This is a genomic window from Christiangramia aestuarii (assembly GCF_009735585.1).
Taxonomy (GTDB): Bacteria; Bacteroidota; Bacteroidia; order Flavobacteriales; family Flavobacteriaceae; genus Christiangramia; species Christiangramia aestuarii.
In genome coordinates this window covers 627,587-642,743 of sequence record NZ_VJVW01000001.1, presented here as the reverse complement: position 1 = coordinate 642,743, position 15,157 = coordinate 627,587, and the positions used below count along the sequence as shown (strand labels likewise).

Genomic DNA, 15,157 nt, shown 5'->3' with positions numbered 1-15,157 from the left:
CGCTAATTTCAGCGATCATAAAAGATAAGGCTTTTTCCAGCTAATTTTCAGATTTGCTTTAGGTTTCAGTTTTAGGAATAAAAAAAGCACCCCTAGAGGTGCTTTCAAAAAATAAGACCTAAGAAAATCTTAGGTCTTACTCTATCATTAGAATTTGAAATTTATTTTTCGGTAAGATGGTCCTTATTCGAATAGCTTTTTACCAACCTGATAAATTCCGCACGGTAACCCTCCTCGTCTTTACCTCTTCCTTTCTCAGCAAGATCAATGACCGTTCGTGAGTTTTTTCCGTTTGTATATTCTGAATCTCTCAAATTCATCCCAAATAAAGCCAGGGCAGAAATAAAATTAAAATCTTCTGAAAGTTCATTTTCTGAAGAGGTATAAACCACCTCTTCGATCAATTTGCTTTTTTTACCATCCGGCTCCTTGTATCTGAACTTTACGGTTAGAAGTTCCCCCGAATTTTTAGTTTTTGGAACCTGTTTGGTGTATTTATAATCATCAATATCCTTCAGGAATTTGCTTTTTACCCCTGGAGGTATGATCTCGTAAACAGCAGTTACATTATGGCCGCTCCCTAATTCTCCTGCATCCTTTTCGTCATCATTAAAATCTTCATCGTTCAGCAACCTGTTCTCATACCCAATAAGTCTGAATGCTTCCACATTTTCAGGATTGAATTCTACCTGGATCTTTACATCCTTTGCGATGGTATATAAGGTCCCGCCAAATTCAGTTCCCAGGATTCTGCGTGCTTCCTGCATGGAATCTATATATGCATGATTTCCATTCCCGGCCTGTGCCAGGGTTTCCAGTTTGGAATCTTTATAGTTCCCCATTCCGAAGCCAAGAGCTGTAAGAAAAACTCCCGTTTCCCTTTTTTCCTTGATGAGGTCCTTCATCGCGTTATCACTATGCAGGCCAACATTAAAATCGCCGTCGGTTGCAAGAATCACCCGATTATTTCCGTCCTCGATAAAATTTTCAGAAGCAATCTTATAGGCCAGTTCAATTCCCTGACCTCCGGCAGTAGAACCTCCGGCAGCAAGTTGGGCAAAAGCTTCTTTGATCTTTATTTTCTGATCTCCAGATGTTGGTTCCAGCACCACGCCTGCTGCACCGGCATAAACTACTATAGACACCTTATCCTGTTCTCTTAATTGCTGAGTGAGGAATTTGAAAGCCGATTTAAGAAGCGGTAATTTGTTGGGGGCATGCATCGACCCCGAAACGTCGAGCAAGAATACCAGATTTGAAGCTGGTACATTTTCCAAAGGAACTTTCTTTCCCTGGATGCCTATTTTCACCAATTTGGTATCAGGATTCCATGGCGTTTCAGCGTATTCTGTTTGAATAGAAAATGGATGTTCACCCTTAGGTTGTTCATAATCATAATTGAAATAATTGATCATTTCTTCGATCTTCACCGCGTCCCTGGGGATTTCAATGCCATTGTTGATCATTCTTCTAATATTGCTATAGCCGGCCTTATCAACATCAATCGAAAAAGTGGAAAGAGGAGAGGCTTTGACCAGTTTAAAATTGTTCTCCTCTATCTCATTGTAAGATTCGTTTGCGGTAATTGGAGTTTGAGGACTGGAGACACCACGTATTCTAATACCTGCTGAATAACCAGTTACGACCACTTCTTCCAAGCTGCTGGAATCAGCTTCCAGCGTGACATTAATTTCGGTCTTTTTACCAACTTTTTTTTCTTTGGTTTTGAAACCCACGAAGCTGAAAATAAGTACATCACCCTCCTCGGCTTCAATAGAATACTTTCCCTCAAAATCTGTAGTTACCCCGGTAGAGGTTCCTTTGATAATAACATTTACACCTGGCAAAGCCTGGCTTTCGGTATCGATAACGGTTCCGGTAATGGTTTTAGCCTGTATATTCAGGCAAAAAGCGAAAATTAGAAAGTAAAATATTCTCATAATAGTTTAGTCGTTTAGTTAGGTAAATAGGCTTATGAAAGCCAGGCTCGTATGTTGAGGATCAAATTTCGGACCGTGAAATCGAAAAATTCAATGCTTAATTATCTAGTGTAAAATAGATCTTTCCTTCAGATTTCGGCCAGTCTGCAATAACCTTAGTTAATGGCCTAATTTCAGGAAGCTGATCCTGGTAATTAATAACGGTTGGGTTTGTCAATAAAATTTATTTTGCAATTTTTTATTTAAATACAAAGTAGACCTGAAAATTAAACTTTTTTATTGAGTTTCGAATTTCCAGGTGGGGCTGGTCGCCCTGGCATCTTTCGGATCTTTGGCAACAATATACCAATAATAGGTTTTTCCTGTCTCAAGGCTCACACTGACTTCGGGGTTCTCAATATTCTCAAGATATTTCTGAGGAGGATTGTTGAGCCCGAAATAGACATCGTAAGTTAAAAGATCCCCATCTTCATCCTCACAGCTCCAGTTAAGATCTATTTGAGATGCACTCTGTACAGAATTGTTTTGAGGAATTTCGGAGTGAGGGTTTTGAGGAATGGCATTAAAGGCCAGTTTAGGTTCTGTGAAAAAGGTGCGAATTTCTGAATATTCACTTTGCTTAAACTTTTCATCATGTGCCACCACACGCCAATAATATTTCTTTCCTTTTTCCAGTTCGATGCTAACAGAAGTATAGCTAGTTTCAAGGTTTTTAAATAGGTTTGAAAAATCCTCCTTTTCAGAAATCTCGAGGAAGTACTTCACCAATTCGTTTTCCGGATCTATAGAGGTCTCCCATTCAAAATTAAGCGAAGAATTAGAACATTCAAGATCTTTTTCTGGAGAGATTAAAACAGGAGTGGAAGGAGCTAAATTTAGGGGCTTTCCAGTTTCGACCTGATCATCTGTACCTGTTGAATCTTCTTTTGAACAAGCCAGGGAAACCATGCAAATAATTATAATGGGTAGATTTTTAATAATTCTCATCGTTTTATCATTTTTAAGATATGCTGGTTTTCCAACTCAAATTGCACATAGTATATACCTGTGACCAAAGATGAAGTATCAATCAACAACTTGTTATCATGGCTTTGCTCTTTTTTTCTCGAAATCAATACCTGACCAGAAGTATTGTAGATTTTTACCTTGATCTTGCCAGATTGAACTTTTGAAAAGATAAACTCAGCCTGGTTGTGGACCGGGTTGGTAACCAAGTAAACAGACTCTTTCTCATTTACAAGGATCTCTATATCACCTTCACATTCTTGGGCAGACCTTATTTTTAATCTGCCACCATTCTCTACAAGTACCTGGAAGTTTGTGGAGTTAAATGTGCCGAGATTTCTACCATCTAATTCTACATTAAAAGGTGCACTACCTTTTTCGATATGTATGTTCATATTTTTACCAACCAAGTTGCTAGTAGCCTTCAGACTTTGACCTTCCCTGATCTCAAACTCGAAGCATCTCTCCGTTTGAGGTTCCGCTTTTACCATTATACAGGCGGTGTAGCTTCCAGGTGCCAAAGCTTCGAAATACATTCCTAACCTGAATTCATGTTGTTCATCATTCAGGTTAATAATATAATTGTGTTCCTGCTTAACTTCAACGCTTAATTTTCCATTTTTGCTACCCAGGCAGGTTTCATCTCTGGTCTGAATACTAAAATTGTCGGTTGGTAATTGAAGCAACTCACATCCTGCCTCGTTAACTGTTACCCCTTCAGGCGTGTCTGGGCATTGGTCATAAAGGTCAATCACACCGTCATTGTCCTGATCATTGTTGGTGGTATCCTTTAGATAGTCTTCGACCAAATCGCCGTAACTACTTATGGCAAGCCGGCTCCAATTAAAACCATGTTCCGTATAAAGTCCCTGTCCCGTTAGGTGATATACTATAAAATCATCTTTTTCATTGAAAAAAGCTACACTAGGGTGTATATAACCCTTCAGGGAAAATTGAGATTCAAATTGGCCATATTGATTAAATACCTTTACGAGTCCCAGGTGTTTTACATTTAGCATTATCTTATTGTTTTTTTCAACCAAATAAGGTGCGTTTTCTGAATCAAAGTAATTCCGCTCATATTGATTGAAAGAGATAAGGCTTAGATCTGGGGCATAAATTCTAATGGAGTAATCCTCAAAGAAGCTAAATATCCAGTTATTCTTAAGGATAAGCATTTTATTCATACTGCCCCCGGTATCTAAGAAAGAGTATTCGTTCTCTGGGGTAAGTCTATGAATTTTGCCATATGTAGTTCTATAGAGCGAGGAAGAGACTATAAAATTCCCTTCTTTATCAACCTTATTCGAATGATTTATCTTTGAATAGTTGTCGGGTAAATTCAGGTTCCTGGTCCACTCCAGATTACCATCCCGGTAGAAATTTACACTTCTTTCATCCTCCCCAATTTCGTAGGTATATTTTTCTCCATTTTCATTTATAAATTCATGGCCTGGTTCCTGCCAGAGGTCAAAGTCGAAATCAACGATCTCTTCATCCATATATTCAAGTTCAGAGCTAAAACGAATCAGCTTTTTATCGCTGGGAGCTTTTGAACCATAAGCACCAATATTATGAGGACCGTAAAATTCCCGGCAGGAGACTATTATTTCTCCGTTTGCCTGCTCCACCATCTTATAATTATAGAATTTGGAGGTTCCTTCCCCATTAAAATTGAATTCAGCCGAAACCTGGTCGTTTTCAAGCTTTCTTACATGAAAATTTTGTTCTCCTAAGTAATCTGAATCTTCATATTTTTTCGAGATATAAGTTCCAACTTCAAAGGGCTTTTCTTCAATTGAATGTATGTTCGAAAGATGAAAATAGGATTGATGAGCAGTTTCAGAAGTAGAAGAAATTAGTTGAAGTTGTTCGTTATATTGCTGTATTTCACCAGAAGTAGTACGGATGATGATCCCGTTTTCAGAAAATTTCCCAAAATTAGCCGTTAGGCCGGGAATTCGCTTGGAGGATAAAAGTTCTCCCGATTGAGAGTATCGCTCTAAGCTCAGGTCGGGTTCATTAGCTCTTTCTGAGATTGCATGGGAATTGCTTAGTACAAGAATTTCGTTGTTCTCACCTAAAGTTGCATCCAGAAAATACTTGTCATTATCGGGATCATCTTTATTGAAAAAATTAATGGTACCTTCTGAAGTAAGGGACATCATGATTATTCCCTCATGCATAGAATTATCTGAGGCGTGAAATTTCCCATCTCCAATAAAAATATAGTTTCCGCTGCTATCCACTAAATTCAAAGAAGTCTCCTCATATATAGAATTGCGAAGCTGGGAATCCTGTTCTTCAGTAAGCTCTACATGAACTCGATGTATATCATCTTTTCTGAATTTTAGATAATAAAGGGTTTCAACACCTTCATAATATTCTAAGCTAAGGCCCCGATAAAAGTTCTGAAAGTTGGTCATGATCGAAAACGGACCTACCAAATCATACCGATCCTGAATACTACCCTGTGGAGAAATCCTGAAAAAGCTGTATTCGGGATGGTATTGCCCGTTACGGCTAAAACTGAAATTTAGAAAGCCCTCGTCATCAAAGAAGTGAGGATATTGTCTCATATTCAGTGTAGAAGTTTCCAGAGGTTCCGGTGAAATGTATTCCCAAAGTTTTTCTCCAGATGGAGTATATCTGGTAATGATAAAATTTGCTGCTGTGCCACCGAGATAATTCTTGGATATTACCCAAATGTGATCATCTTTGTCTATGAACATATCCAGTGGATAGTCATAACTGGTTCCTCCCCAACTAAGCCTGTCAGTCCAATTCTCCTCTAGGTCTTTATTTAAGCTAACGATCTTCACATCGGTAAAACTAAAGTCTCTTTCGGTTGTGCCTAAAATAATAAGGTTTCCTTGAGAATCGGTTGCCGAGAAATATATGGCATCCCTGCTGGTATGTCTGTGATTACCGTAGGTAACCATTTTTGTTGGAACTAGAGGTTCAGGAACTTCCTGGGCGTTCAGGAATAAAGGTGCTAACAGGATCCCTAGAAAGATCCTTAGAGTAGTAAAGTTCATTTAATTTGGAAAAAATATGTTGTGAAGATAGAAAAATTAAATAAAATACTCTGAACAGAAAGTAGTTGGGGTTGTTAACCTAATTTTAGGTCTTTGTTGAAAATAAAAAAAGCACCCGTGAAGGTGCTTTTTTTACAAAGTTCAATAGACTATTTAGATCCCTGACTAGGCATGATTTGGCCGCAAGCTACAGGCAAGCCGGCCCAGTATTCACCGTCTACAGTCATACCATGTAATACGATAGCTCGGTTTTGTAGTGGGGTTATATCTGAATCTATACCGTCTTCATACTCATAGGTCATGGTAAAATTGATATTTCCGTTAGCATCAGCTGTTGGAATAGGTCCTAAAGTTAGTAAGACACCCCCGTAAAACGGTGCACCTTCTGGAATACTAACGTAACCGTCTCCATCCTGGTCTGCCGAAGCGGGAGGACAGGTAGAATTACCTTTATTTGAACTGAATCCATGGATGTGCTGTGGGTGAACCTGGTTGGCTTCAAGTCCCGAGGCGCTAATGTTTACCGTCAAAGTACTTCCTGTAAGGCTCAACTCGGCAGTACCGGAAACACCAGACTCATTGAGTGATCCAAACTCTACGGTATACATTTTTGCTTTGGAACCATTATTAGCTAATTCATTGGGCTCAATATGAGCATTTACGGCATTCACTTCTTCCATTCCGGTTTCTTCTTTGGAACACCCAACTGTGAAAATTAGCGTCATTGACAGCATTCCCAGGTAAAATAATTTTAAAGTTCTCATAATTAAAAATTTTAGTTTTATACTCATACTTACGGGCAAAGGGAGGCTTCCGGTTTCCTTTAAAGCGTTAATATTCAGTTAAATAGGTAGCATGTAGGTAGTTAGCTTCATGCTGAATATTCATCTATGGACAAGATGCGAATTGGAGCTGTTGAAAGCTTTTCGATGGGCCTGAGATTGGATTTTTAAAAGCAAAGATTTTTCTATTTCGGGGACCGAATAGTCTTATTTACAGAAAAATATTTCCAAAATTCGAATATAAAGCAGTCTTCTGGCGAGCCCGTTACCTAAAATTATTTTCTGATTCTGCTAAAAAAGATGGAACTTACTCGCATAATTAAAAAGGATATATGGCATCAGGATTTTTTGCGCTATTAGACGATATCGCCGCCCTTATGGACGATGTAGCTACCATGGGGAAGGTAGCCGGTAAGAAAACAGCGGGCATACTCGGGGATGACCTCGCAGTAAATGCCGAAAAAGCTTCAGGCTTTATGTCTTCACGAGAGATCCCAGTGCTATGGGCTATTACCAAAGGCTCCTTTTTAAACAAGGTAATCATCTTACCGGTAGCCTTCCTGCTGAGTGCCTTTGTCCCCGTCGCGATCAAGTTCATACTTATTCTCGGTGGATTGTACCTGGCCTATGAGGGTGCCGAAAAGATCCATGAATATCTATTTCCGCACAAACATCACAAAAGTAAACCTAAACTCGAAAAGATCACCAAGGAGGAAGCCCTGGCGAGGGAAAAGGAAAAGATCAAATCGGCTATTATAACCGATTTTATTCTGTCCGTAGAGATCATCATTATTGCTTTAGGGACCGTTAGCGAGGAAGCCTTAAGTATTCAAATTGGAGTGGTGACTCTTATCGCCCTGGTAGCGACGGTAGGTGTTTATGGGATCGTGGCATTAATCGTAAGAATGGACGAATTTGGAGCCAGGCTTATCGACCTGAACGAAAGAACCGATAGTTTTTCAGACAAAATTGGAAATTTCCTGGTAAACGCCCTGCCCTGGGTAATAAAAAGTCTGGGCGTGATAGGAACCATCGCGTTGATGCTGGTTTCCGGAGGGATCTTTGTACATAATATCCATTTTATCCACGACCTGGTTCATAGTTTACCTTCTATTTTAGGTGAATTCCTGGTCGGGTTGGTGGTTGGTTTCCTGGTTTTGCCTATCGTAGGATTGCTAAAAAAAGCCTGGAAAGCCATATTCAAAAAATGATGCTTCAACATTTCTAATGATCTGTCATGGAACTTCCTGAATTCTTAAAAAGCCTGGTAGATTTTTCCGAAGAGGAATTGGAGGAGATTTTAACCCACTTCCGGGTGGAAGAGGTAAGCAAGGAATATCCACTGGTGGAGCAGGGGCAGATCTGCCGCAAGCTTTATTATATAGAAAAAGGAGTTGGCCGCAATTATTACCTGAATGCCGACGGAAAGGAGATCACCCAGCTTTTTTTTGGAGAAGGCAGGTTCATGACCAGCCTGGAAAGTTTTTTCCAGGAAAGCCCGAGTCTTTATAATGTAGAGGTGCTCGAAGAATCCCTCATTCATTTTATCACCAAGGAAGACCTTGAATTCCTTTTCGGGAAATACCATAAAATGGAGCAGCTGGGGAGGTTGCTTTCTACCGAAATGCTTACCAAGGTGGTACATAAACTTAATGCCATCCAGTTTCAAACCGCTCAGGAGCGTTATGAATATATGCTTACCGAATATCCGGATATCATCTACCGTGTTCCCCTGGGAATGGTCGCTTCTTACCTGGGGATGTCCCAGGAAACCCTGAGCCGGATCAGGAAGAAAAAACTCGAAGAATAATTAGCATTTTCGTTTTTTGATATAGGTCAAAAGAATCCCTCTTCTTGCATCAGACCTTTGCACTGTAATTCTAAAAACAGTGAAAATGCATATAAAGAAGGTAGGAGGCAGCCTGTTACTTTTAGCTCTGGCCTGGCTTACACCCGTTTCTTCGAATGCCCAGGACCTTGACCCGGTTCTTCGGAATTTGATCGAAAAAGGTATAGACAAAAGCCACGAGCTTAATAATAAAGAATTCGAAGCCCAGCAGGCGGTGATAGATCAGAAACTCGCCCGTGCGGTTTTCCTTCCGAAGATCACCCTTAACGGAAATTATACCCGGCTGGACAGCGACATCAGTTTTGATGAGGACACCCAGCAACTTTTAACCGGAACCCAGAAACTGATTATCAAGGAAGCAGCGGGTATCCCTTTTAATTCTGAATTTCCTGCGGGAGTTCCTGTGCAGCCTATTCCAGCCATACAGGAAAGCAATATCCTCAAATCTTCGGTAGACCTGGACTGGACGCTTTTCAGCGGGTTCCAGGCCTCGAATGCGCTGAAGGCCAGCAAGCACAAGGAGGCATCAATTAATTATGCTGCCCTGGCCATGGAGGATAAAATTGCGCTAAAAATTATTGAAACCTATGACCAGCTGGCCCTGGTGAATGCTTCGGCAGAAGTTCTGGAAACTACGGAAGACTATCTGGAGCAGCAGGAAAAATTCGTTCAGAAAGCCATAGAAAACGGACTTGCCACTCCAATCGAGCGAAAAAAGGTGGAGCTGGCCCTTCAGCAACTTATCGCCCGTCAGCTGGAATTCGAACAAAACCGAACTATCCTCATCGAGCTGTTGCATATGCTTACCGGTGAACAGAAGAATGTACTTTCCGCGATCAACCCTCAACTGGGTTCCATGGGCATTTCAGAAACAGAACAGGCCGAAAAAAGGGACGAGATCAAGGCGCTGGAAGAAGCTGAAACCGCCAGCCTTTACAAGGCGAAGATGCAGCGCAACAATTTTATTCCGAAGATAGCTTTAAAAGGACATTATGAACTGCTGGAGGATGACCTTTCCCTATTAGATCCAAAGTGGTATGTGGGAGTCGGCATCAGGTGGAATGTTTTTGATGGAAATAAATCCAGGCTGGAAGCTAAAAAATCCCAGCTGGAAGCTGAAAAATACCGGGAGCAGCGGGAAGATGCCGAGGAAAAGATCGCTCTAAGCATGATCAAGGCCCAGCAAAACCTGGAAGCTTCACAGCAGAATACCAGGATCGTCCAGAAGGAGATCGAACTGGCCATGGAGACCTATGAGCTTACCGATAAACAGTATCGCAACGACCTGGCACCCATCAACGATGTGCTTGATGCTCTTAGAGACCTCGAAAAAGCAGAATTCAAATTACAAGATTCATATTTCCAGGAGCGCCGTGCGAAAACCGAATTATTGCACGCCCAGGGAAAACTCAACTACTAATACAAAAAACCGAATAAGATGAGAATATATAAAAATTTTGGCCTGGCAGCCATGGCCGTGATCATGTTCAGCTCTTGCAGCAATGATGAAAAACTGACCAATTACAGGGGGAAAGTAAAATTTGAAACAGTTTCTGTAAGCGGAAAGCTGGCCGGAAGGGTAGAAAACATCCTTGTGGAAGAAGGCCAGAAGGTAAAGGCCGGGGATACCCTGGCAGTGATAAGTATTCCCGAGGTGGATGCTAAAATGAAACAGGCCGAAGGTGCCGTTGCCGCGGCTCGTGGACAACTGGATATGGCGGTTAACGGCGCAACCATGGAGCAGCTGCAACAGATCGAAGGTAAGCTGGAAGCCGGCAAGGCCCAATTGAATTTTGCCGAAGAATCTTTCGGAAGAATGCAGGCGATGTACCAGGATTCGCTGGTTAGTAAACAGCAGTTCGATGAGGTTAGGATGAAACTGGAGATGGCCCGGGCCCAGGTAAATGCGCTCGAAGCAAAACGCAAGGAGGTACAGACAGGTGCCAGAAAGGAACAACTGGCCCAGGCCCAGGGACAGCTTAATCGAGCGATAGGATCCAGGGACGAGGTATTAACGGCTTCAAAGGAACAGTATTTAACTGCACCGGTAGATATGTCGGTTGAGACAGTGAGCCTTAGTGAAGGTGAATTGCTCACGCCGGGTTATGTGCTGGTGAACGGTTACAGGACAGGGAGTGTCTATTTCAGGTTCACGGTACCGGAATCTAAGATCTACGATTTCGAGGTAGATGAACAGCTTAATCTGGTAAATCCTTATACCGAAGAGGAAACAAGCGCCAGGGTAGTGGCCATCAAACAGCTGGCGAAATATGCCGATATCACCAGTATCGCGCCGCTTTATGACCTTTCGGAAACGGTGTACGAGCTTAAGGTAGTCCCTACGGAAAAGGATGCCGGCGATAAATTCTATTTGAACAGCACCATTTTATTAAACAGATAATATGAAAAATTTAAAGAGCCTGCTCAGGATCGAATTTGAAAGGATTTTTTCCAACAAGGTCTTGCTTGCAATCTTTTTTGGAGCTCCTATTCTGTACGGTTTCCTGTTCGGTTTCGTGTACGAACCGGCGAAGGTGGTAGACCTGCCACTTTTGATCGTTGATGAGGACCAGAGCCCCATATCATATAAACTCATTGATGCTTTTGACGATAATGAAGGCCTGAAGATAAGTGAAGTAAGATATGTGCCCGGGAATATCAAGGAAGACATGCCCTATGAAGAATACGCAGCAGTGGTGAGCATTCCCCAGGATTTCGAGGCGAACATACTTCAGAAAAGGCATCCGGAAGTGAGGGTAGACCTAAATATGGCCAATATCCTGAACGCCAACATGGCCAGTAAGAACATTCAGGCGGTGTTGATGACCCTGAACGCAGGGATCGAGATCGAAGGCCTGAAGAAACAGGGTTATTCGCCGGAACAGGCCATGGACAGCTATGAAAGCTTTAAGATCAATTTCAATAAATTATATAATTCTGCAGGGAATTACCTGAGCTTTATGCTGCCCGGATTGCTTGCGGCCATCATGCAGCAGGTGATTTTCCTGGCGCTGGCGCTGGTTTTTGCCCGTGATTTTGAGGATGGATATTTCCATGAACTAGCCAGCATCAGCAAATGGTCACCTTTTCATATCTTATTAAAAGCATTGCCATTTTTCGTGCTTATTCCTGTCATGTGGTTTGCCGTGGCCGGAATCCTGGAATATTTCAGGATAGATGGCGACCTTTTTAACCTGCCCATGTTGTTGCTAACCATTCTGTTGAGCCTGGCGGGAATGGGTATCGGGATGCTATTTTCCATTGTTTTCCCAAACCAGTTAAAAGCTACCGAATTGCTGATGGTGATTTCCACCCCAGCCTTTGTTCTAAGTGGATTCACCTGGCCGAGCCTGGCAATTCCTTCTGGGATTCAGAGTTTCGCAAAGGTGATCCCCCTGACGCATTTTTTAAGTGGATTTAGAAAGATAGCTTTTTATGGGGGAGACCTGGCATCGATAAGCACAGAGCTAAGCATGTTAGTCCTTATTACCTTAGTTACTTTCCTGGCAATGACTTTTATCCTTCATGTGAAAATAAGGAAGAGCAGGAGCCAAAAGGGTTGAAAATACATAGTAACCCCGTGTTTTTAAAATATTCTGCATCAGTAACTTGATATTTTATTAATTAAAATTCAAGTGATATGAAATTTAAGTTGACATGGAGGCTTCACGAGGAGCACCGGCATGATGCGCTCAAGGGTTTTTCACAGATGAGCGAACAGGACGATAAGAATGACTGGGGTGATAAGATCAAAATGATTGGGCGATGGCATGATCTGGCAGGCTGCACTGGAGTGGCCATTTTTGAATCTGATGATCCAAAGGCGATCGCCAACTGGGCCTTAAACTGGAATAAGATCCTGGATTGCACAGTGATTCCTGTACTGGGAGACAAAGAAACCAGGGAAGTTGGAAAGAACAGGGATTATGGCGATTAAAGGTTAGTTGGCAAGAACACTTTATTCCCAAAAGCTTTAATCACAGAATCTGTCAGGTCGAACCTGGCAGATTTTTCCTTTTTATGTTCTATATTAGGAAAAGCCTTTCACTGAATGGATCAGGAAGGTTAATGCTTAATTCTGGTTTTAAGTTTCCACACATGCTAAACGCCAAAGATTATAAGCTGGTTGGGGTACAGGTTTTTCTCTTTATTCTCTATTATTTTGAGCTCCCTGTCCTTCAATTATCCTTTCCAGATTTTGTAAAAAGTACCGCACTGGCTCTTTCAGGATTTGGTGTTATTATTTTTTTATTGGCAATGCTTCAACTGAATAAGAATCTTTCTCCCTTTCCCACACCGAGAGCAGGAAGTAAACTGGTAAAGACCGGATTGTACAAATATATTCGGCATCCAATTTATACGGGTATCCTGATTGGCCTGGGGAGTTTCAGTATTTACACCAATTCTGGCTTCAGAGTCATGATATGTTTAGGTTTATACGTCCTTTTTTCAGTAAAAACAGCCTATGAAGAAAAGCTGCTTTTGCAGAAGTTCAGCGACTACCGAGAATACCAAAAGCGAACGGGCAGGTTTTTTCCGAAGTAAACCTTAAAAGTAAGTGCGCAATGAGTTCATTTTTAAATGCCAATGATTCCTTAAAATGCATGTTATTTTGTTTCAGTTTCTGTATGTTATCTGCCAGATAATTATCTTTAACGCCAAGAGGAAGAAAGACTTATGAAAAGAAAGGTGCATCTAACAAGGTTGAATCAAAACCGGGAGATCGTGGAAGAAATGGAAGAAGAGTTCCAGATCCTTGGAGAAGAGACTTATAAGCATCCCCGCAATAAAAAAGGCATGATCCCCATGAAAACTTCTTTGGGCAAATATATTCATATTGGGACAAGGGATGGGGATTATCGCAGGTGGTATATTACCGATAGTTTAAACGAAGAACTGTTGAAAATTCCGGAAGACGACAATACTAAAACATCCGGGAAAGATTAGGTCTTATCCATCTGTTCTTTCTGATGTTAAATATTCTACAATTGTTTAATTGAATGCAAAATAAATTAAACAAAAATATTATCTTTAGTATGTTGAAAAGTTAGAATTATAAGCACGATTTAATAAGTATTCGCGAAACTATTAGATCAAATTTACAAGCATAAAGACATGCGCGTTGCAACAAAAAAAAATCCTGCAGGTTTCGTCCAGCAGGATTTTTTTTCTACTCTACTTCTAAATGGAAATTATGCTGATTTAGATGCTATACTATAGCCAGATTTTTCGTCAAAAGTTCGCTCTGAAAAGCCTGTAATCCTTCCCCGGCTTTGACGGGATGGCCAAGTTCTATTAAAGCGCGTTCTAAGGAACTGAGCACAACAATGAGATCGTTTGAAGAGACCGATCCCATATGGCCAATTCTAAAATAGGATGTTTTTAGTTCCGGCAGTAAACCTCCGGCAAGGATCACCCCGTCTTTAGATAACTTTGCGAGCAGAGCAGAACCATCAACTCCTTTAGGATAATAAGCTGCAGTAAGTGTATTCGCTGAGATTTCATTTGATTCTGGTAAAAACTCGAATTGTAGCGCAGCCAGTCCAATCCTGAAAGCTTTCGCCAGTTCGTGATGTCTTTTCACCCTGACTTCCATGCCTTCCTTTAGAATTATTTTCAGACTCGTTTCCAGGGCGACGATTAAGTTAACAGGCGGTGTACCAAAATAAGAAGGTCTTCGTTCTTCATAAGCTTTCATGATAGGTCGCCAGTTACTCCAATCGGCGTAATAACTTCCAACAGGTGTCTTTCTATTATTCCAGACTTGCATGGCTTTTTCAGAAGCTACCAGTAAGGCCAGGCCTGGTGGAACTCCTATAGCTTTTTGGGATCCGGTTAATACCACATCGATTCCCCAATCATCCTGGTTTATTTCTTCTCCGGCGACAGAACAGACGCCGTCTAAAATACTCAGGCAATTATATTTTTGCGCCAGTTTTGCAATGGGTTCTGGATCGACCAGAACTCCGGTTGAGGTATCCACATGAGTCAGCGTTAAAGCCTTGTATGAATTGTTTTTCAATTCATTTTCGATAGCATCAAGATCTACTACCTCACCGACAGGGACTTCTAAAATTGTGGTTTTTGCGCCATATCTATCCATTATATCCTTATAGCGTTTGCCAAAATACCCGGTCGAGATTACAAGAACCCGATCATCTTTTTCAACCAGGTTGGCGGCTGCCATATCCATGGCTAAAGTTCCGGTTCCGGCAACGATGAATGGCTGTCCTTGCGGAGATCTCCAGACTTCCCTCATCAGCTCGATACTTTTTCCGAAGCATTCTATAAAGTCTGGCGCCACATGACTGGTTGTAGCTCTTCCCATGGCATGTAATACTTCAGGTTCAAATTCTATGGGGCCTGGGATCATTAATAATTTTCTGCCTTTCATAATTTCAATTTAAATATTTCTCTTTCTGTTCTGAATAATCATTCGTCACCCTGAATTTATTTCAGGGTCTCACTTTCAGGTTAATTTTTATAAGATTGAGTTTCTTGCTTAACAAACGAAAGCAGAAAAGCCCAAGGCGTGAAATTGAA

Annotated in this window: 13 protein-coding genes; 8 read left to right on the top strand and 5 right to left on the bottom strand. The window is 41.3% G+C overall.

Translation table 11 applies throughout. The annotated features are described in order from the left end of the window. Window positions 1-161 precede the first annotated feature (161 nt). The 4 genes from FLP08_RS02840 to FLP08_RS02825 all read right to left on the bottom strand — a co-directional run bounded on the left by FLP08_RS02840 (window position 162) and on the right by FLP08_RS02825 (window position 6,747). Window positions 162-1,940: a vWA domain-containing protein gene (locus tag FLP08_RS02840; RefSeq protein ID WP_156273826.1), complete on the bottom strand. Its 1,779-nt coding sequence runs from the start codon at window positions 1,938-1,940 to the stop codon at window positions 162-164. Between the two features lie 276 nt (window positions 1,941-2,216). Continuing rightward, window positions 2,217-2,927, bottom strand: a complete 711-nt coding sequence (locus tag FLP08_RS02835) for a fibronectin type III domain-containing protein (protein WP_156273824.1) — start codon at window positions 2,925-2,927, stop codon at window positions 2,217-2,219. After that, a complete protein-coding gene (locus tag FLP08_RS02830) occupies window positions 2,924-5,983 on the bottom strand; it encodes a T9SS type A sorting domain-containing protein (RefSeq protein ID WP_156273822.1) in 3,060 nt (1,019 codons plus the stop codon). The genes FLP08_RS02835 and FLP08_RS02830 overlap by 4 nt, the downstream gene beginning before the upstream one ends. Window positions 5,984-6,132: 149 nt before the next feature. Beyond that, complete coding sequence (locus FLP08_RS02825; RefSeq protein WP_162430886.1) at window positions 6,133-6,747, bottom strand: hypothetical protein; 615 nt, start codon at window positions 6,745-6,747, stop codon at window positions 6,133-6,135. A 350-nt stretch (window positions 6,748-7,097) separates the two neighbouring features. On the opposite strand from FLP08_RS02825, the gene FLP08_RS02820 reads away from it, so the two are divergent. From FLP08_RS02820 to FLP08_RS02785, 8 genes are all read left to right on the top strand, one after another. Next, window positions 7,098-7,976, top strand: a complete 879-nt coding sequence (locus tag FLP08_RS02820; protein WP_156273818.1) for a DUF808 domain-containing protein — start codon at window positions 7,098-7,100, stop codon at window positions 7,974-7,976. 26 nt (window positions 7,977-8,002) lie between these two features. Beyond that, on the top strand, window positions 8,003-8,575 hold the full coding sequence (locus FLP08_RS02815) for a Crp/Fnr family transcriptional regulator (protein ID WP_156273816.1): 573 nt from the start codon (window positions 8,003-8,005) through the stop codon (window positions 8,573-8,575). Between the two features lie 85 nt (window positions 8,576-8,660). Next, window positions 8,661-10,034, top strand: coding sequence for a TolC family protein (locus FLP08_RS02810; protein WP_156273814.1), 1,374 nt, complete (start codon window positions 8,661-8,663; stop codon window positions 10,032-10,034). An 18-nt stretch (window positions 10,035-10,052) separates the two neighbouring features. After that, window positions 10,053-11,015 (top strand): HlyD family secretion protein, encoded by a 963-nt coding sequence (locus tag FLP08_RS02805; RefSeq protein WP_156273812.1) that lies wholly within the window; start codon window positions 10,053-10,055, stop codon window positions 11,013-11,015. Window position 11,016: 1 nt separating this feature from the next. Next, window positions 11,017-12,177, top strand: a complete 1,161-nt coding sequence (locus tag FLP08_RS02800; protein WP_156273810.1) for an ABC transporter permease — start codon at window positions 11,017-11,019, stop codon at window positions 12,175-12,177. 77 nt (window positions 12,178-12,254) lie between these two features. Next, window positions 12,255-12,551: a DUF3303 domain-containing protein gene (locus FLP08_RS02795; RefSeq protein WP_156273808.1), complete on the top strand. Its 297-nt coding sequence runs from the start codon at window positions 12,255-12,257 to the stop codon at window positions 12,549-12,551. Window positions 12,552-12,712: 161 nt separating this feature from the next. Further along, complete coding sequence (locus FLP08_RS02790) at window positions 12,713-13,159, top strand: methyltransferase family protein (RefSeq protein ID WP_162430884.1); 447 nt, start codon at window positions 12,713-12,715, stop codon at window positions 13,157-13,159. Window positions 13,160-13,291: 132 nt separating this feature from the next. Beyond that, complete coding sequence (locus FLP08_RS02785; RefSeq protein WP_156273804.1) at window positions 13,292-13,561, top strand: hypothetical protein; 270 nt, start codon at window positions 13,292-13,294, stop codon at window positions 13,559-13,561. Window positions 13,562-13,823: 262 nt separating this feature from the next. On the opposite strand, the gene FLP08_RS02780 is transcribed toward FLP08_RS02785, so the two are convergent. Next, window positions 13,824-15,008: a pyridoxal-phosphate-dependent aminotransferase family protein gene (locus FLP08_RS02780; RefSeq protein ID WP_156273802.1), complete on the bottom strand. Its 1,185-nt coding sequence runs from the start codon at window positions 15,006-15,008 to the stop codon at window positions 13,824-13,826. Between the last annotated feature and the right edge of the window lie 149 nt (window positions 15,009-15,157).